Origin of the sequence: Haloferax mediterranei ATCC 33500 (assembly GCF_000306765.2) — an archaeon.
Taxonomy (GTDB): domain Archaea; phylum Halobacteriota; class Halobacteria; order Halobacteriales; family Haloferacaceae; genus Haloferax; species Haloferax mediterranei.
Window position 1 is genome coordinate 1,798,970 of sequence record NC_017941.2, and the last position, 17,467, is coordinate 1,816,436.

A 17,467-nucleotide genomic window follows, 5' to 3' on the forward strand; every position below is an offset into this window, starting at 1 on the left:
CGACGTGGTTCACGCGCCCGACGCCGCGTTTTCGCTTCCGCCTACGTGCTCCGTCTCCGGGAACTCACCAGCCAGCGTCCACCCGAGGCGATACACGAGCGTCCCTGTTGCGAGCGTGAGACCACCCCAAACGACGAGCAGTATCGCCATGAACACCGGCCCCCAGCCACCGATGGGTAGTGCTGGAATCGTAAAGGTGACAGGGGCTAAGACGATGGCAAACGCGATTGGACGCGTCTCACGTCCTCGGCGAGCACCGTAACCGAATGGGAGGAACAAGACGACGGCCGTCCCGAGCGCGAGCGCGCTCGGGATGTTCCATGGAACCGACGGCGCGGTCACAACCGAGACGGCAACGGCGGCGACGACCGGCGGGACAACGGCCGCGGCGACGAGTCGCCGGAAGGTGAGGACTTCGGGTCGCTTCGCCGCCACGAGTCCGAACGCCATGAGTTGCAGGCCGAGTACCCACGCCATGACGCTGGTACCTCCCGAGAACATCCCGAGCGCAACGAGACAGAGCGACCACACCACACCGAGTGCCGTGACGACCGTACCGAAGCGTGCCTGTGAATCCCGGCCGTCGTCGAACCGGCGGTTGAAATGCTGAACGAAGAGAATACCGAGTATCAGCATGAGCGTCGGAATGAACGCGACCCGGACGAGGTCAGAAAGCAGATTCGGCCCCGAGTCGACAGCGATACTCGCGTAGGCTGCGGCCGTGGTCGTGAGGCCCCCATCTGGTCCGAAGGTGAGGTACGTCTGACTGTGGACGGTCGACTCGTACTGTTCACTATCGCCCCACGTCGCCGCCGTCTCGTTGGTCGCCGCTTTCGGCGGGTTGGTGAGGAGGTGTGACCCCTCCGGGCCGGTGACGACGAACCGGTCGGCACCGACGTAGACGTGTCGCCTCTCGGTCGGGTCGTTGAAGTAGTCCACGAGAAGCACGTCTCCGACGCCGTGCGAGGCCATCTCGGGGACAGTAAAGGTCACGACGACTGTGTCGCCGGCGATTCGACTACTGAGGTCGTGGGGGTCGTCGACGAGACCCCACCGCTCTTCGAACGTCCGTCGGACAATACTATCGAGCAGGCTCGGATTCTCGCGGAAGGTTGCGGCGGACTCGTCGTCTACTGTCACGCGGGCCGTCCAGTGACCGACGCCGTCTTCGTCTATTTGGACGCGGACCGTACTCGACTCGACAGTGAGGTTGACGCCAGCATCGTCCGCAGTCTCTTCGAATCCGTGGCCGCAAACGACGCAGACTGGTTCGGGTGGCGGACTGGCCATTGTCGCCGTCGTCGCGGCGGGGTGCACCGCGGCGACGAGTAGGAGGGCGAAGAACAGAGAGCGGAATCTCATTCACGCCTGAAATTCAGCCTAGGTGATAAGTATCTTCCCCCGCGACAGCAACCCACAGAAACGACACCCCTTTTCGTCCGCCGCGAAAATGCGAATTCATGGACCCGAAGCGGGAACTCACGAGCGTCGACCTCGCGGCCCTCGTCACCGAGATGAACCGGTACGAGGGGGCGAAAGTCGACAAGGCGTACCTCTACGGCGACGACCTGCTTCGCCTCAAGATGCGGGACTTCGACCGCGGTCGCCTCGAACTCCTCTTGGAAGTCGGCGACATCAAGCGCGCACACATCGCCGCGCAGGAGCACGTCCCGGACGCGCCCGGTCGCCCGCCGAACTTCGCGATGATGCTCCGTAATCGGCTCAGCGGGGCCGACTTCGCGGGCGTCGAACAGTACGAGTTCGACCGCATCCTCACGTTCACGTTCGAACGCGGTGACGAGAACACGAAAATCGTCGTCGAACTGTTCGGACAGGGCAACATCGCGGTGCTCGATGAGACGGGCGAAGTCGTCCGCAGTCTGGAGACGGTGCGCCTCAAATCGCGAACCGTCGCACCGGGGTCGCAGTACGAGTATCCGTCCTCTCGACTCGACCCCCTTACCATCAGCCGAGACGCGCTCGGTCGCCACATGGAGCAGTCGGATACCGACGTGGTTCGAACCATCGCAACGCAACTGAATCTCGGTGGCCTCTACGCCGAAGAGTTGTGTACCCGTGCTGGCGTCGAAAAGACCCTCGATATCGCCGACGCGACAGACGACCACTACGACGCTATCTACGACGCAATCGTCAACCTTCGACAGCAAGTCCGCTCCGGCGAGTTCGACCCACGGCTCTACACCGACGACGACGATGCGGTCGTGGACGTGACGCCGTTCCCGCTGCAGGAACACCAGAACGCGGGACTCGACGAAGAGGCGTACGACACGTTCAACGAGGCACTCGACGAGTACTTCTTCCGTCTCGATTTGACCGCGGACGAGCAAGAAGCCACGTCGAACCGCCCCGACTTCGAGGAACAAATCGCCAAGCAAGAACGCATCATCGAGCAGCAAAAACAGGCCATCGAGGGCTTCGACGAGCAAGCAAACGAGGAGCGCGAGCGCGCCGAACTCCTCTATGCGAACTACGACCTCGTCGACGACGTGCTCTCGACGGTCCGCGAGGCCCGCGAACAGGGCGTCCCGTGGGACGACATCGCCGTGACGCTCGACGAAGGCGCAGAACAGGGCATTCCCGCTGCGGAGGCCGTCACGAACGTCGACGGCGCGAACGGCACTGTCACCATCAAACTCGACGACGCGACTGTCACCCTCGACGTGTCGATGGGCGTCGAAAAGAACGCTGACCGACTGTACACGGAAGCAAAGCGCATCCAAGAGAAAAAACAGGGCGCGCTCGCGGCCATCGAAGACACCCGCGAGGAACTGGAGGCAGCAAAGCGCCGCCGTGACGAGTGGGAGGCGGACGACCAAGAAGACGAGAGCGACGAAGACGAAGAACCGGAAGAGACCGATTGGCTCTCGCTCGACTCGGTGCCGGTCAAGTCGACGGAACACTGGTTCGAACGGTTCCGCTGGTTCCACACGTCCAGCGGCTACCTCGTCGTCGGCGGCCGCAACGCCGACCAAAACGAGGAGTTGGTGAAGAAGTACATGAGCAAACACGACCGCTTCTTCCACACGCAGGCCCACGGCGGGCCGGTCACACTCCTCAAGGCCACGGGACCGAGCGAACCCGCACAGAAGGTCGACTTCTCGGAAGAGACGCTTCAGGAGGCCGCGCAGTTCGCCGTTTCGTACTCCTCCATCTGGAAGGAAGGTCGGTTCGCGGACGACGCCTACATGGTCGAACCGTCACAGGTGTCGAAGACGCCCGAATCCGGCGAGTACATCGAAAAAGGGAGTTTTGTCATCCGCGGCGACCGTCGGTACTTCGAAGACGTGCCCGCGAAAGTCGCCGTCGGCATCCAGTGCGAAGACGAGACGCGAGTCATCGGTGGCCCACCGTCTGCCATCGAGACGCGCGCGGAGACGATGCTGACGCTCACCCCCGGGCAGTACGCCCAAAACGACGCTGCGAAGTTGTGCTACCGCCGACTACGCGAGCGCTTCGCCGACAAATCGTTCGTTAGAAAAATCGCATCACCCGACCAGATTCAGGAGTTCCTCCCACCGGGCGGGAGCGACATCGTAGACGGGTAATCGGCGAGTAGAGGGGTTGAAAGACCCGGTTTCGGGATTAATTCTCAATTATTCTGTTGAGACTAGTACAAGATTATATACTTTCTCGGCGTAATGTTCGCCCGAGCGCGTGTGTCACATACTAACGGGAACTCGGCTCGATGTCCCGTGGTTCGGTGACTGCGCTCGGTGATTCCAATGCTTTCAGAATCAATCGACTACCCCAGAAACGGAGAGGACTGGGTAAAGACGGTCCTCATCGGCGGTGTACTCACACTGTTGAGCGGCTTGATTATCCCGATGTTCCTCGTCATCGGGTACCTGCTTCGGGTCGTTCGCGCGACTATGAAGGGTGACGAGGAACCCCCCGTGTTCGACGAGTGGGGTGATATGACCATCGACGGTCTGAAGGGCTTCGTCATCGCGTTCGTGTATAGCCTCGTCCCAGCGCTCATTGCCGGCGTCTTCGGCTTTGCAGGCATTATGAGTGCCGTCGCCGGTAACGGCTCGCAGACGGCGGGCATCTTCGGCGGCATCGTTGCACTCGTCGGCCTCCTGGTCGCGTTCGTCCTCGGCCTCATCGCCGCCTACATCATCCCGGCAGCGCTGTCGAACTACGCCGAGACCGACCGCATCGGTGCGGCCTTCGACTTCGGGACACTTCGACCGATTCTCACCTCGGGGAAGTACGCCACCGCATGGCTCATGGCCTTCGTGGTGCTGTTCGCGGCGACCGTCGCTATCAGTATCCTGAACGTCATTCCGTTCGTCGGTTTCATCATCGGCACCATCGCCGGCCCCTTCGTGACGTTCTACGCCGCCATCGCCGCATACTACATCATCGGCAGGACGTGGGGTGACCTCCACGACATCGAGATGATGGATGAAGGTGGGACGACTGGTGAACAGCCAGCCGTCTGAGCCGTCAACTAAAATAAGACTTTTCAGCGGAATATCTAAACCGATAGCGGAGCGATAGCTTGCCGTCATGCTCTCCGACGCGCTGAGGTTTATGCCGCAAAGCGACGATTGGCTTGCTACCACCGCAATCGGTGGTATTCTTGCCCTCGTCGCGACTGCGCTGCTGTTCCTTTCTTTCGTCGTCCCGCTCCTGTTTTTCCTCTCAGTACCGTTTGTGCTGGTTGCGACGGCACTACTTCAGGGGTACTACGTCAGGTCCATGCGGGCCGCCGCGGATGGGACGAAAGAAGCACCGTCGTTCACCGATTGGGGCGGACTCGTCGTCGACGGCCTGAAGTTGCTCGTCGTCTCGTTCGTCTGGAGTTTCGTCGTGTTGATTCCGATGTTCGTCCTCCCGGTCGTCCTCGAATTCGGTTCGGCCGCCACCGAGTCGATACCGCAGTCCACAACCGCGGCCACGCAAGCGACGAACCTCGGTCTCGGCATCGTTGGCGTCGTCGGGGGGCTGCTCATCATCACTCTCGCGCTTTTCGTCTCCTACGTGGTTCCCGCCGCCGGAGCGAACTTCGCCATCGAAGGGAATCTCGGTGCTGGGTTCCACGTCCGAACGATTCTCAAAGGCGCGTTCACTAGCGAGTACGCCATCGCATGGGTACTCGCACTCCTCATCTTGATGGTAATCGGAACAGTCGGGAACCTCCTGTCGATTATCCTCGTCGGATTCTTCATCAGCTTCTACGCGCAGGTGGCGTCGTTCTACCTGTGGGGCCGGGGCTACGCCGACGGTCTCGGTCGGACGTCTGGTTGGTAACCGCGATAGCAGGACTCTTTTCCGTTCCGCGACGACCGGACGTATATGCGTATTTCGAGCCGCGGTCGAGGCGAGGAAGGGCGCGAGCGAATCACGCTCGTTCCCGAGAACGTCGACGACCTCTGGCACCTCTCGTACGTCCTCGAACCGGGGGATTTGGTCTCCGGCGACACCACCCGCCGCATCCAACGCGACGACGACCAGATGCGGGACACCGGCGGGGAGCGCGAACACCTCAACGTGACCATCGAAGTCGAAGACATCGAGTTCGCCCGATTCGCCAATCGCCTCCGCGTCGGCGGCGTCATCGTCTCCTGTTCCCGCGAAGACCAACTCGGCCACCACCACACGCTCAACGTCGAAGAGCGCGCCGAGATAACCATCGAGAAGCACTTCAAAGCCGACCAGATTGACCGCATCGAGACGGCCGAGCAGGCCGCCGAGAATCCTGATGTGGCAATTGCGACGGTCGAAGAGGGCGCGGCCTACATCCACACCGTCGCCCAGTACGGGACCGAGGAGTACGCTTCGCTCACGAAACCGACCGGGAAAGGCGAGTACGCGCGCCCGCGCTCCGAGTTGTTCGATGAACTCGGAGCGGCGCTCTCGCACCTCGACGTGGACGCTATCATCCTCGCGGGACCGGGCTTCACGAAGAACGACGCGCTGGACTACTTCGAGAACAACTACGCCGAGGTCGCCGAGAACATCGTTACCACCGTCGACACCGCCGGTGTCGGCGACCGCGGCGTCCACGAAGTACTCAAGCGTGGTGCGGTCGACGACGTACAGAAACAGACCCGAATCGCCGAGGAAGCGAACCTCATCGACCAGTTGATGGAGAACATATCGACGGGCGCGAAAGCCGCCTACGGCATCGAACAGGTGGCCGAAGCGGCCGAGTTCGGTGCCATCGAACAGCTTCTCCTCCTCGATTCTCGACTCCGCGCGGAGCGACAGAGCGAAGGCGACTGGGACATCGACGTGAACGACGTTATCGACTCCGTCGAACAGAAAGGCGGCGAGGTGACCGTCTTCTCCGCGGAGTTCCAACCCGGCGAGCAGTTGAGGAACCTCGGTGGCATCGCCGCGATTCTCCGCTACCGACTGCAGTGAAACACGCGGTATCGTAACTCACGGGACAGCTCCAGAGGAGTTAGCTGAAAGTAGGGTCCTAAATCAAAGACTCGCTGGATGGGAGCATCGAACGCGTCTCTATAACGAAATCGTATTCCAAACTACTGTTACTCTCCCGTGAGCGCCTCGCTCGCCGGTGCGAAGTCGATGGTCGTCCCGAGTCCTTCCTCGCGAGCCTTCTCGTAGAGCATGTACGCCGACGCAACTGTCTCGATGCCCGTGCCACCGCTGTCGAACACGGTAATCTCCTCGTCATCTTCGCGGCCCGAAGCGACGCCAGCGACGACCTCGCCCAGTTCGGCGTGGATGTGGTCTTCGTCGACGACACCCGCGTCCATGGCGGCGAGGAACGACCCAGCGTCCATCGTGGCGCGTTCGCGCAGGTCGGGGACGTAGGTCGCGCGCTCGATGGTCGTCGCGTCGAGTTCGCGCTTGTCCGGGTGGTACTGCCCCATCGCGGTGACGTGCGTCCCGGGTTCGAGCAAGTCGCCATCGAAGACCGGGTCGCTCGCGGTGGTCGCAGTGACGACGATATCCGCGCCTTCGACGGCCGCGGCACTGGAGGCGACGGCGGCGACGCTCGCATCGAGAACGCGGTCCATCTCCCCGGCGAACTGCTCGCGGCTCTCCTTTGTCGGCGAGTAGACCCAGACAGTTTCGAGGTCACGGACCGCCGCGATGGCGCGGAGTTGTCCGCGGGCCTGTGCGCCGCTGCCGATGAGTGCGACTGTCGAGGCGTCTTCGCGGGCGAGCGCGTCCACGGCGACGCCGCCTGCTGCCCCGGTTTTGAAGGGATTCATGCTCGCACCGTCGAGGAGTGCGAGCGGTTCGCCCGACTCGGCGTCGAAAAGCGGCGTCATGAACCAGGCGTCTTCCGCGCCGAAACCGGCGGAGTACATGTAGCCCCCCATCGCACCCGTCTCGGGGAGAACCGACGAGTAGGTGGTGAGCATGCCCGGCGGTTCGCGGTTGAAGAGCTTGGTTCGTGGCTCGGCGGGCGCGCCCTCACCGCGCTGTCTATACCCCTCACGGACTGCCTCGACGTATTCTGCCGGGGTCGCCAGTCCGCTGACCTCGTCGCTCGTGAGGAATAACGTGTCTGTCATCATTGGCGAAACGGCGCCGTCGGTCAAAACCCTGCGGGCCGCGGAACCGGCCAATCGGGCGTACGTACGGGGTTAGTCGGCGTCGAGGACCGAAGGAGAAGAAGTCGCGTCAGCGGGACCGGTGTGTTCGTCGAGTCGGTGGATTGGAGTGGACGGGGAGGACGACGATGGGCCGTTCACGAAGAGCGCGTGGCCGGTGAGGAGCGCGGCCACACCCGCAGCCATCGGCACTGCCATGGTCAGTTGCAAGCCGACCACGACGAGAGAACCAGTGATGCCGATGAGTGCGAGCGGGATGAGCCCAAGAATGTAGTCGTAGTATCCGGTCATAATATAGATTAATATACGTGTGTAAGCGGTATAGTTCTTTCCCATAGATGACTGATATTCTTGCCGTGACTTTGCAAACACATTCTCATAACTTATGAGTAAATAAACGCAAGACGGCGTCGTCCTAGCGTCGGGGTACGTTACCTCATTTTGTTTTCATTGTTGTATTCTGTGTTGTATGCCAACAATTAACATATATCGGTGAGAGGGTCTCGTGTGCGTCATCTGCCGTGACTCCACATGATTATCTGTGTTGGAGTCGTCGTCGAACACGTGAATCGCAACGACCGCGAAATCGTCGCTCTGGTGATGCTCGCCCACGGGATGGTTCACACGTACGAGTTGTCGATTCCCATCTTCGTCGCCATCTGGCTCAACGGGTACGCCACCATCGACCTCGGTCTCACGGCAATTCCCGTTACGACCGCCTCACTGGGTGTGATGGTCGGTCTCGGGTTCGCCCTGTTCGGCTTAGGAGCACTTCCCGGCGGCGTCCTCGTGGACCGCATCGGGTCGAAGCGCCTCATCGTCGCCTGCCTCCTCGGAATGGCCGGTTCGTTCGTTCTTCTCGCGGCGGCCCCCAACCTCGTCGTCGTCGCACTCGCGCTCATCGTCTGGGGCGCAGCAGCGAGCGTGTATCACCCCGCCGGACTCCGGCTCATCAGCACGGGCGTCGAAGAACGGGGCACGGGCTTCGCCTACCACGGCATCGCCGGTAACCTCGGTATCGGCTTCGGCCCCTTCCTCACGGCGCTTCTGTTGCTCTTTTTCGACTGGCACCTCGTCGCTGGCGTCCTCGCGATTCCGGCACTCCTGGCGGCCGTTCTCGCGACACGTGCTGACTTCGAAGAACAGGCGGCCGTCGCCGCGGCAGACGGCGGAACTGGGGACGACGCTGCCGCGGTCGACGCTGACGCCGACGACAAAGCCGGGACTGGCGTCTCCTCGTTCGGCGAGTTCGTCTCGCAGTCGAAGCACCTCTTCGCGGGTGGCTTCGCCCTCGTGTTCGCGCTGGTGATGTTCTCGGGACTCTACTACCGCGGCGTCACGACGTTCCTTCCGGACCTCCTCGGCAACGTTATCGGCATCGAACCGGTTCCCATCTCGTCGCTGCTTCCCGCTGCGCTCGTTCCCGGGTCGGCGGCCGCGGCACCGACGCTCGACGTGGAACTGTATGTGTACGCCGGCCTGCTCACCATCGGCGTCTTCGGACAGTACGTCGGCGGGAAACTCACGGACCGCATTCGAACCGAACGGGGGTTAATCGCCGGCTTCGGCGCGCTCGCGGTCGTCGCCGTCGCGTTCCTTCCCGTCGCGAGTCTCGGCGTTGGCCCGCTCCTCGCAATCTGTGCGCTCCTCGGCTTCTTCCTGTTCATGGTTCAGCCGTTCTATCAGGCGACTGTCGCCGAGTACACGCCCGCCGGATTGCGCGGTCTCTCGTACGGCTTCACCTACCTCGGCGTGTTCGGCGTGGGCGCACTCGGCGGCGCAATCGCGGGCTTCGTGCTCGCGGTCGCCGACTCCACGGCGCTCTTCACGGTGCTCGCCGGGTTCGCGGCGGCCGCGGCGCTCCTTGGTGTGACGTTGTTGCGACGGCGGCCGACCCTCGCCTAAAACGGCTCGGGCGGCCAGAATTCGAGTGTTTCGGGGTTTGTTTTTTGAACGATTCAGAGGGTTGGTTTTCAGACGATTCGGAAGTACAGGGTTCGCCAGACGGCGATGGCGGCCGATCCGAGGACCAGCATGACGGCGACGAACGCGGGTTCTGCGCCGCCTTCGAAAAGCGGGGTCCAGCGAATCCCGACACCGACAACCGCGGCGACGAGCCACGACCGGATGCCGAGCGGAACAGCCGACTTTGCCGACTCCGCCGCACCGGGAGAGTACGCACCCAGAAGCGGCGAGATGATTGCCCACGAGATGAGGAACGGTACGGCTGTGAGTACCCACCCTACTGGTTCATTCGATAGGTATGGGACCCCGTTGTGCTGAATCACGCCAGCGGTCACGAGGAGGAAGATGGCGAGTACGTCACCCACGGCGATGGGTAGCGCCCCGGCATCGAGTCGCTCCTCGAGGAAGGACGTCGAGGTTGCCATACCCGTGGATTCGTCGCCCCCCTAATGGTTTTCCCGTTTTTTCCCGACCACCGTGTATTCGAACCCCGTCTCGACAACTGCCGACTCGAACCCGACGCGTTCGAGAAAGCGCGTCAGTTCCTGCGGCGTCGCAAACGACGACCCGAATCCGACGACTCGCTCAGCAACCACCAACCCGCGCCCGAGGAGCGTTTCGGGGTCGAACTCGTTGACGGCGAAGACGCCGCCGGGTGCGAGCACGCGGTAGACTTCTTCCGCGACGGTCCGCTGACTCGGCATGTGGTGGAAGGCGTCGACGACAGTCACGGCATCGACCGAACCATCCGCAAACGGGAGCGACCGGGCATCACCGCGTACACAATCGAGACCGCGCTCTCGTGCCCGCGAAAGCATCCCTGCCGAGCGGTCGAGGACGATTCGCTCGGGAACGTCGAGCGCGAGCGTCGCTCTGCCGGACCCGCCGCCGATGTCGACGACGCGCTCTACGGGACGGTCGGCACGGGCGAGGGCATCTTCGAGTGCATCCGCTTCGGCGGGCGGCATCACGAGGTCGTAGAGCGGTGCGAACCGGTCGAAGAACCGAACGTCGCCAGCGCCGTGCATGACTGATTCGTCGGCTTCGTCGGGGAAGGTTCTTGCGCGCGGCGGACTCTCTCTCACGCATGGAGTTCGACCTCCTCGGGTGGCCGGACGACGGGCCGCGACTCAGGCTCGACTACCGGCGGTTCGCCTACGCGGGGAAGTTCGTCACCCCAAAGACGGGAAAGGCGGTGCTCCGCGACCCGGACACACCGCTTCCGCCACTGGACGACGAGCGACCCGCACCGACCGGCGGTCCGGATTCGCTACCCCCGCTGTCGGAGGACGTGGTCGCGGCAGTCGCATTCAACGAGGACCGAACTGACCCGACGACCCTCTGGCTTAGGTACGTCACCGTCAGAGCCGACCGGAAGGGCGAGGGACTCGGTCCGAAACTCCTCGCTCGAACTTGTGAGGCGGCCGCCGAACGCGGCTACGAGACGGTTCGAATCGCCACGAACAACCCCTTCGCCTACGAGGCGTGCCACAAGGCCGGATTCGGTTTCACCGGCCGCGAGACGGGTGTCGCCGAACTGGTCTTGGAGCGCCCGGCGGACGCGCCCGCGTCGGTTTCCCGTGAGACGTACCAGTCGGGACTTGACCGCTATCGCGTCCGCGACCTCGACGACCGAGAACGGGAATTTCTCGCTGCCCGCGAGGGAACCACTCCCCCCGGCCACGAAGGAGCCGGTTCTCCCTCCACTGACGACGCGCACTCGGACGATTGAAACCCTCGCATCTCGAAGGCCGAGCAAATGGGAAACGCAGACCTGCGGACGCTCGCCGCGCTTTCTGAGGTGTCGTTCGACGAGGTGGCCGGGAGCGTGGTCGCCGTGGACGCGCACAACTGGCTGTATCGCTATCTTACGACGACGGTCAAGTGGACGAGTTCGGAGAAGTACACGACGAGCGAGGGCGAGGAAGTCGCCAACCTCGTCGGTATCGTCCAAGGTCTCCCCAAGTTCTTCGAACACGACCTGACGCCCGTCTTCGTCTTCGACGGTGGCGTCACGGAGATGAAAGACGACGAGGTCGCAAAGCGTCGCAAACAGCGCGAGAAGGCCGAAGAACGCCTCGAAGAAGCACGCGAAGCTGGCGACGCGGTCGAAGCCGCCCGGATGGAAGCTCGCACGCAACGACTCACGGAGACGATTCAGGACACGAGCCGTGAACTGCTCCGCCTGCTCGACGTGCCGGTGGTCGAAGCACCTGCCGAGGGCGAGGCGCAGGCGTCCTACATGGCTCGTAAAGGCGATGCCGACTACGTCGGAAGCGAGGACTACGACACGCTCCTGTTCGGCGCACCGTACACGCTCCGGCAACTCACGAGCAAAGGGAACCCGGAACTGATGGACCTCGATGCAACCCTCGAAAAACACGATATCTCGTGGGAGCAACTCGTGGACATCGCCATGCTCTGCGGGACCGACTTCAACGAGGGAATCACGGGCGTCGGCCCGAAGACCGCCGTCAAGGAGGTCAAGAAACACGGCGACCTGTGGAGCGTCCTCGAAGCCCGCGGCGACAGCATCCCCAACGCCGACCGGGTGCGCGAGTTCTTCCTCGACCCACCAGTCACCGACGACTACGACTACAACACGGGAATCGACCCCGATGTGGACGCCGCCCGCGAGTTCGTCACCGAGACGTGGGAAGTCGACCCCGACGAAGTTCGGCGCGGTTTCGAGCGCATCGAGAAATCGGTTACGCAGACGGGACTGGACCGCTGGACGTAGGATAGATGTCTTCCCCGAATTGACGACACCACAACACGTTTAGTTCGGTCGATTGCGAGTTCAGCCGTATGCCCGACGACGACGAAACATCGTCCCTCCTTTCGCGCCGACAGCTGCTCGGCCTCCTCGGTGGCGGGAGCGCAGCAGTCGCTGGAGTGAGTTGGTTCGCCCCGACGTGGCTCCCGGACCCGGTGACAGACACGCTAACGACGCTGTACCCGGACCCATCGAGTAACTACGTCTGGCGGCCGCCCGTCAGTGACGACCACGCCGACGAGGCGGTGGCGGCGCTGGAGGATGCAGTCGAACTGGCGAACGAGTTGCGCTCGCGTATCGACCTCGACTCGGTCGAAAACGACAATTTACGAGTCCACCTCAATCGCAGCCCTTCCGGCGGCCACCTCGAATCGGCGAAGAGTGGGACTCGCAGTAATCGCGAGCGACTCCATTCGACAATCAGTGGACTGCTGTTCACTGGCCAAGCAATCGGTGCCGCGAAGGTCGTCCTCGATGAGGCCGACCCCGAAGCAGTCGTCGAACGCGGCCGGAAACTCCGACGGACAACCGACGACATCGCCGACTCCATCTCCGAGTACCGCGTCTCCGATGCGGGCCGCGACCTCGGGTACCTCTACGCTATCGAGCGACGACTCATGTTCGCCCGGCTGGAATCGCATCAGGGCGGAATCTTCACCGGCGGCACGGCCGACGCCGACGAGTACGACGCCCACGACATCGCAAGCACGTGGGGGTCGCATCTCCAAGCGAAGCAGTACATCCGAACTGCCCGGCACTACCGAGACCAGTACCAGTCGAACCTCGGAAGCCAACCCACGTCGCATCGGAGTCGCATCCAAAACGCCCTCGACGACTTTCTGGCCGAAATCGAGGAGTATCCGACCCGCGGAGAGATGCGAACCAACGTCGAAGAAGAACTCGGTGACGACGACCGAACCCCCCACGGCGTGGCCAAATTCGAATTATACAGCCTCTGTTACGACAACGACTTCCGCGTGTTCGAGAACAGTCTCGACCGCGACTTGCTCGTGCTTCGAGTCGTGGCCACCGGCGATGCCCTCCTCAAACGCCGAGCACACGATTTCGCCCTCTCAGAACTCGACGTAGAACAGGGTGACACCGACTACGACTCTGGCCGGTCGTTCCGCGCGAAACGCCGGGCGATGCGTCAGTTCCGAACGACCAAAGACGAGTACGATTCGAACTTCGCGGGTGTCGTCGCGAACGAGGCTGCGAGCTTCATTCGCGGTGGCGACGTCGGCCTCGAAATGGGTGACGGTCCAGCGTGGCGCGACCGCGTCAAATCGTCTGTGTACTCTCTCATCGCCGAAGGGATGCTCCGCAACCTCGGCGACGTGGTCGAGCCACTCGAACAGGGCTGAGAAAGCGTAGAAAAACCGGCCGTCGCCCTACGACACGTCCCCGATAGCATCGAGGAGCATGTTCGCGCCGATGTCGATTTCGCGCTCGGTCACGTCGAGCGGTGGGAGGATACGGAGCACTTTGTGACCGCATGCGAGAGTGAGTAGACCGCGCTTGAGCGCGGCTTCCTGCGCGTCGTCGCGGCGGTCTTTGCTGTCGAACTCGACGGCGAGGAGGAGACCCTTCCCGCGCACGTCGGTGACGGTGTCGGGGGCGCTGTCTCGAACCGTCTCTTTGAACTGGCGGCCGTGGGCGACGGCGTTGTCCAGCAGGTCGTAGTCCTCGATTGCTTCGAGAGTGAACACGCCCTGCATCGACGAGAGGATGTCACCTGCACCCCACGTCGAAGAGAGGCGACTCTTCTCTGACGGGAAGATATCGGAGTTCGAGATGGTCGCACCCACGCGGAGACCTTTCGCGCCGGTGATGACATCCGGTTCCATCGGGTAGTTGTCTGCGCCCCACATCTCGCCGGTTCGGCCCACGCCGGACTGAATCTCGTCAGCGATGAGCGTCAGGTCGTAGTCGTCGACGACGGCGGCGAGTTCGTCGGCGAAGGCGTCGGAGGGGAAGCGATACCCGCCTTCGCCCTGAACCGGCTCGACGATGACGTAGGCGACCTCGTCGGCGTCGACGTGGCCCGTCTCGGGGTGGAGTTTCTGCCGAAGTTTCGACGCGGCGGACTCCGAGTCGGGGAAGAACCCACACGAGCACGTTTCGGGGGAGCACGAGCGGTCGTCGCAGAACGGAACGTCGAGAACGCCCGAAATCTCGGGATACTTGCGCCGGTAGACCGATTTCGAGCGGTTGAGCGAGAGCGCCCCGAGCGTGCGGCCGTGGAACGCGCCTTCGAAGGTGATGCCGTACTTCGCGCCGTCGGCGTTGTCGTAGGAGATTTTGATGGCGTTCTCGACGGCCTCGGCCCCGGAGTTCGAGAGGAAGACGGTATCCATGCCGTAGTGGCTCGTGAGGTCCGTCAGTTTGTCCATGAGGGCGGCGGGACCGGGGAACTGCTCTTCGCCGGGGGCGGACCGGTCGCTAACGTAGAAGTCCTGTCCGGCAATCTTGGTCGGGTCGACGAGGTCGAACTCCGACATTCGGTCCATAATCTTCGGGTTGTTGTAGCCGAGTGGGGCGGCGGCGACGTGACTGGTGAAGTCGAGGAGGACGTTTCCGTCGACATCAGTACAAAACGGACCCTCCGCCTCGGCGGTGATGTCCCAGACGAAGTCGTAGACGTAGGTACTCGGTGCAGCGTGGTCGTGGTGGTATTCGACCCACTCACGAGCGCGTTTGCCGGGCATGGTATCGACGTGGGGTTCCGCCGTCTCTCGGTCCATGAGCAATGGTACAACGGCACGTGGATTAAGACATTCGCTATTAATAATGTAATATATACGAAGATAGAGGTTCAGTCGGTTGGTTTCGCGTGGGTCCCCGTCGGACACCACAGGCAAACGTGACGGAGACACGTCTGACCTGTCGAACGCTCGATAGGCTTTTGCCGTTTCCCCGTCCCTGTCCTGTATGGCTCTCCGTGACATTCAGCGTTCCCGTGCGATGTGGTGGGCGCTCGCGTTGGTTCTCGCGGGTGCGTTCACCTTCGTCGTCTACTCTTTCATCGGGACGTTCGTCTTCGGTCTCTTCATCTACTACGCGACTCGGCCCATCTACCGGCGGATTCGTCGACGAATCCGTCCGCCGAGTCTCGCCGCTGCGGTGGCACTGTTCGCACTCGCACTCCCTGCACTCGGCCTCGTCACCTACGCGGCGACAATCGCCCTCCGGGAGTTCTTGAAGTACGCCGACCGTCTGTCGACCAATAACGGCGTAATCGACCTCGAAGCGTACGGTATCGACCCGAAATTACTCGAGGGGATTGCCAGCCCGCAGGCGCTTTTGGAGTACGACTTCGGCTCGCTTTTGACACCGGATGCCATCAGTTCGTTGTTCGACTCACTCAGCGTCGCAGCCAACACCTTCGCCTTCCTCGGCGTCGGCGCAATCCACCTGTTCGTCATGATTGCGTTCGCGTTCTACCTCCTCCGCGACGACCATCGGCTCAGTCGATGGGGTCGGTCGATGTTCAGCGACGACCACGGTATCTTGGAAGCGTACGTGCGCGCCGTCGACCGCGACTTCAACAACATCTTCTTCGGGAACATCCTGAACGCCGTGCTCACTGGAACAATCGGCGTTATCGCCTACTCACTTCTGAACGTGCTCGCACCCACAGGCGTCGAGATTCCTGCCCCTGCCCTCGTCGGCCTACTCGCTGGTGTCGCGAGTCTTATCCCGGTGGTTGGAATGAAACTCGTCTACGTCCCCGTCACGGGGTACATGGGCTTAGAGGCCACATTGGCGAATCCGCCGGGACTGTGGTTCGTTCTCCTCTTCGCCGCCGTCTCGTTCGTCATCGTCGATACGATTCCCGACCTCGTGCTCAGGCCGTACGTCTCCGGTCGGAGCCTCCACGTCGGTGCCGTGATGATTGCCTACACGTTCGGCCCGCTGCTGTTCGGGTGGTACGGCATCTTCCTCCTGCCGATGGTACTCGTCCTCCTCGTGAACTTCGTCCGACTCGTCCTTCCCGAGTTGCTAGCGGGGAAACCGATTCGGCCGTATATGGTCGACCCAGTGCATCTGGTCGACAGTCCGACGGCTGAGGAGACGACACCCTCGCCGGTGACAGACGAACCGAGCGAAGAAGAGAGAATGGACCGGTCGGCAGATGACGACCTCGACGCCCCCGAGTTTTCCGACCGCGACGAGACGAGACCAAGTCGGGACTCTCGCTCGCCCTCTGACACCGGTCTCGACGGGTAGCCTCCCTAGGCGTCGAAGTCTTCCGGAATGTACTCTGCTTCCCACTCGTCGCGGGCTTTGATTTCACGACGGCCGCGACGCGTGAGCGTGTAGTAGTTGGTTCGGCGGTCACGCTGTCCCTTGTCGACGAGACCCTTCTCTACAAGCGTATCGAGGTTGGGATAGAGACGACCGTGGTGAATCTCCTTTTCGTAGTATGCTTCGAGTTCTTCTTTGATAGCGAGTCCGTGCGGCTCTTCGAGACCGGCGATAACGTACAGCAGGTCTCGCTGGAATCCTGTCAGGTCGTACATCGGTAAATTCGAAATGTATGTTATTGTCTAATTCAGATAAACATATCGGCATGTCCCGATGATTCTACGCCCGAAACGGTTCGAGTCACCAGAATATGCTCTCTCAGATTATGTTGATTGATTTACTATTCTTCGATAACTACTGTTTCGTCGACCGGATATGTTCACAACTGGACGGCTCCTCCTCCTTATGCGGCTTGAATGTTTATAGTTACCAATGGGCATTGACCGACTGTTCGAAACGGAAATCCGGGAACAACGGGCTGGAGTCGCTGTGTATCTCCGTGATGCGGCCGACCGGCTCGAAGCCGGTGAGCTGGAATTTCACGATGATGAAGAAACGGTGGTCCTCGATGTTCCCGAACAGGTCACCCTCGAAGTGACCGTCGAACAAGACGATGATGCCCCCGATGCTGGCGACGTTCGTCGTGTCCGGTTCGAACTCCACTTGGAAAAGACGGCGTAGCGACTCAGACTGATAGTCATCGAGTAGAAGGAAAGCATGCCGTGCCGGAAATCTCCGGCACGGCGTGCCGCCCTGAATTGGTCCCCGCTGACGCTTCGGCCCTCCAAAGCGAAGCGTCACTATCAGCTATCGTTCGGTTTCACTTAAAGATAACGACGAGTGCCAACCATTGACAACA

General features: G+C 62.0%; 17 protein-coding genes. 10 read left to right on the forward strand and 7 right to left on the reverse strand.

The annotated features are described in order from the left end of the window. Window positions 1-9: 9 nt before the first annotated feature. Window positions 10-1,362: a hypothetical protein gene (locus HFX_RS09170; RefSeq protein WP_004060382.1), complete on the reverse strand. Its 1,353-nt coding sequence runs from the start codon at window positions 1,360-1,362 to the stop codon at window positions 10-12. A gap of 98 nt (window positions 1,363-1,460) precedes the next feature. On the opposite strand from HFX_RS09170, the gene rqcH reads away from it, so the two are divergent. The 4 genes from rqcH (at window position 1,461) to HFX_RS09190 (ending at window position 6,393) form a co-directional block, all read left to right on the forward strand. Further along, a complete protein-coding gene (gene rqcH / locus HFX_RS09175) occupies window positions 1,461-3,566 on the forward strand; it encodes a ribosome rescue protein RqcH (protein WP_004060381.1) in 2,106 nt (701 codons plus the stop codon). Between the two features lie 177 nt (window positions 3,567-3,743). Then, window positions 3,744-4,466 carry a DUF4013 domain-containing protein gene (locus HFX_RS09180; protein WP_004060380.1) on the forward strand — a complete coding sequence of 241 codons (723 nt, stop codon included), beginning with the start codon at window positions 3,744-3,746 and terminating at the stop codon, window positions 4,464-4,466. Window positions 4,467-4,533: 67 nt separating this feature from the next. Continuing rightward, the gene (locus HFX_RS09185; protein ID WP_004060379.1) at window positions 4,534-5,277 is read left to right on the forward strand and encodes a DUF4013 domain-containing protein; all 744 of its coding nucleotides are present in this window, start codon (window positions 4,534-4,536) and stop codon (window positions 5,275-5,277) included. 45 nt (window positions 5,278-5,322) lie between these two features. After that, the gene (locus HFX_RS09190; RefSeq protein ID WP_004060378.1) at window positions 5,323-6,393 is read left to right on the forward strand and encodes an mRNA surveillance protein pelota; all 1,071 of its coding nucleotides are present in this window, start codon (window positions 5,323-5,325) and stop codon (window positions 6,391-6,393) included. Window positions 6,394-6,521: 128 nt separating this feature from the next. On the opposite strand, the gene HFX_RS09195 is transcribed toward HFX_RS09190, so the two are convergent. Both HFX_RS09195 and HFX_RS09200 read right to left on the reverse strand, forming a co-directional pair. Next, entirely contained in the window at window positions 6,522-7,520 is a 999-nt protein-coding gene (locus HFX_RS09195) for an ornithine cyclodeaminase family protein (RefSeq protein WP_004060377.1), read from the reverse strand. Window positions 7,521-7,592: 72 nt separating this feature from the next. Further along, window positions 7,593-7,850: a hypothetical protein gene (locus tag HFX_RS09200; protein ID WP_004060376.1), complete on the reverse strand. Its 258-nt coding sequence runs from the start codon at window positions 7,848-7,850 to the stop codon at window positions 7,593-7,595. Window positions 7,851-8,096: 246 nt separating this feature from the next. On the opposite strand from HFX_RS09200, the gene HFX_RS09205 reads away from it, so the two are divergent. After that, a complete protein-coding gene (locus HFX_RS09205; protein ID WP_394295041.1) occupies window positions 8,097-9,464 on the forward strand; it encodes an MFS transporter in 1,368 nt (455 codons plus the stop codon). 68 nt (window positions 9,465-9,532) lie between these two features. Here HFX_RS09205 and HFX_RS09210 read toward each other — a convergent pair whose 3' ends face one another. Together HFX_RS09210 and HFX_RS09215 are read right to left on the reverse strand one after the other, a co-directional pair. Then, entirely contained in the window at window positions 9,533-9,949 is a 417-nt protein-coding gene (locus HFX_RS09210; RefSeq protein ID WP_004060374.1) for a DUF3054 domain-containing protein, read from the reverse strand. A 21-nt stretch (window positions 9,950-9,970) separates the two neighbouring features. Then, the gene (locus tag HFX_RS09215; protein ID WP_004060373.1) at window positions 9,971-10,552 is read right to left on the reverse strand and encodes a class I SAM-dependent methyltransferase; all 582 of its coding nucleotides are present in this window, start codon (window positions 10,550-10,552) and stop codon (window positions 9,971-9,973) included. Between the two features lie 59 nt (window positions 10,553-10,611). On the opposite strand from HFX_RS09215, the gene HFX_RS09220 reads away from it, so the two are divergent. The 3 genes from HFX_RS09220 (at window position 10,612) to HFX_RS09230 (ending at window position 13,664) form a co-directional block, all read left to right on the forward strand. Continuing rightward, window positions 10,612-11,256: a GNAT family N-acetyltransferase gene (locus HFX_RS09220; protein WP_004060372.1), complete on the forward strand. Its 645-nt coding sequence runs from the start codon at window positions 10,612-10,614 to the stop codon at window positions 11,254-11,256. 27 nt (window positions 11,257-11,283) lie between these two features. Then, on the forward strand, window positions 11,284-12,264 hold the full coding sequence (fen, locus tag HFX_RS09225; protein ID WP_004060371.1) for a flap endonuclease-1: 981 nt from the start codon (window positions 11,284-11,286) through the stop codon (window positions 12,262-12,264). A gap of 68 nt (window positions 12,265-12,332) precedes the next feature. Beyond that, a complete protein-coding gene (locus tag HFX_RS09230) occupies window positions 12,333-13,664 on the forward strand; it encodes a hypothetical protein (protein ID WP_004060370.1) in 1,332 nt (443 codons plus the stop codon). Between the two features lie 27 nt (window positions 13,665-13,691). Here the strand turns inward: HFX_RS09230 and HFX_RS09235 are convergent, their stop codons facing one another. Continuing rightward, window positions 13,692-15,044, reverse strand: coding sequence for an aminotransferase class III-fold pyridoxal phosphate-dependent enzyme (locus HFX_RS09235; protein WP_004060369.1), 1,353 nt, complete (start codon window positions 15,042-15,044; stop codon window positions 13,692-13,694). Window positions 15,045-15,264: 220 nt separating this feature from the next. Between HFX_RS09235 and HFX_RS09240 the strand changes: the two genes are divergently transcribed. Continuing rightward, window positions 15,265-16,530, forward strand: coding sequence for an AI-2E family transporter (locus HFX_RS09240; RefSeq protein WP_004060368.1), 1,266 nt, complete (start codon window positions 15,265-15,267; stop codon window positions 16,528-16,530). Between the two features lie 5 nt (window positions 16,531-16,535). Here HFX_RS09240 and HFX_RS09245 read toward each other — a convergent pair whose 3' ends face one another. Further along, the gene (locus HFX_RS09245; protein ID WP_004060367.1) at window positions 16,536-16,823 is read right to left on the reverse strand and encodes a PadR family transcriptional regulator; all 288 of its coding nucleotides are present in this window, start codon (window positions 16,821-16,823) and stop codon (window positions 16,536-16,538) included. Window positions 16,824-17,040: 217 nt separating this feature from the next. Here HFX_RS09245 and HFX_RS09250 point away from each other — a divergent pair, with 217 nt between their 5' ends. Next, complete coding sequence (locus HFX_RS09250) at window positions 17,041-17,289, forward strand: amphi-Trp domain-containing protein (RefSeq protein WP_049917517.1); 249 nt, start codon at window positions 17,041-17,043, stop codon at window positions 17,287-17,289. Window positions 17,290-17,467 lie beyond the last annotated feature (178 nt).

Excerpts from the sequence above, each read along its gene's own strand:
- HFX_RS09170 (WP_004060382.1), bottom strand. The coding sequence starts at position 1,362 with ATGAGATTCCGCTCTCTGTTCTTCGCCCTCCTACTCGTCGCCGCGGTG.
- rqcH (WP_004060381.1), top strand. The coding sequence starts at position 1,461 with ATGGACCCGAAGCGGGAACTCACGAGCGTCGACCTCGCGGCCCTCGTC.
- HFX_RS09180 (WP_004060380.1), top strand. The coding sequence starts at position 3,744 with ATGCTTTCAGAATCAATCGACTACCCCAGAAACGGAGAGGACTGGGTA.
- HFX_RS09185 (WP_004060379.1), top strand. The coding sequence starts at position 4,534 with ATGCTCTCCGACGCGCTGAGGTTTATGCCGCAAAGCGACGATTGGCTT.
- HFX_RS09190 (WP_004060378.1), top strand. The coding sequence starts at position 5,323 with ATGCGTATTTCGAGCCGCGGTCGAGGCGAGGAAGGGCGCGAGCGAATC.
- HFX_RS09195 (WP_004060377.1), bottom strand. The coding sequence starts at position 7,520 with ATGACAGACACGTTATTCCTCACGAGCGACGAGGTCAGCGGACTGGCG.
- HFX_RS09200 (WP_004060376.1), bottom strand. The coding sequence starts at position 7,850 with ATGACCGGATACTACGACTACATTCTTGGGCTCATCCCGCTCGCACTC.
- HFX_RS09210 (WP_004060374.1), bottom strand. The coding sequence starts at position 9,949 with ATGGCAACCTCGACGTCCTTCCTCGAGGAGCGACTCGATGCCGGGGCG.
- HFX_RS09215 (WP_004060373.1), bottom strand. The coding sequence starts at position 10,552 with ATGCACGGCGCTGGCGACGTTCGGTTCTTCGACCGGTTCGCACCGCTC.
- HFX_RS09220 (WP_004060372.1), top strand. The coding sequence starts at position 10,612 with ATGGAGTTCGACCTCCTCGGGTGGCCGGACGACGGGCCGCGACTCAGG.
- fen (WP_004060371.1), top strand. The coding sequence starts at position 11,284 with ATGGGAAACGCAGACCTGCGGACGCTCGCCGCGCTTTCTGAGGTGTCG.
- HFX_RS09230 (WP_004060370.1), top strand. The coding sequence starts at position 12,333 with ATGCCCGACGACGACGAAACATCGTCCCTCCTTTCGCGCCGACAGCTG.
- HFX_RS09235 (WP_004060369.1), bottom strand. The coding sequence starts at position 15,044 with ATGGACCGAGAGACGGCGGAACCCCACGTCGATACCATGCCCGGCAAA.
- HFX_RS09240 (WP_004060368.1), top strand. The coding sequence starts at position 15,265 with ATGTGGTGGGCGCTCGCGTTGGTTCTCGCGGGTGCGTTCACCTTCGTC.
- HFX_RS09245 (WP_004060367.1), bottom strand. The coding sequence starts at position 16,823 with ATGTACGACCTGACAGGATTCCAGCGAGACCTGCTGTACGTTATCGCC.
- HFX_RS09250 (WP_049917517.1), top strand. The coding sequence starts at position 17,041 with ATGGGCATTGACCGACTGTTCGAAACGGAAATCCGGGAACAACGGGCT.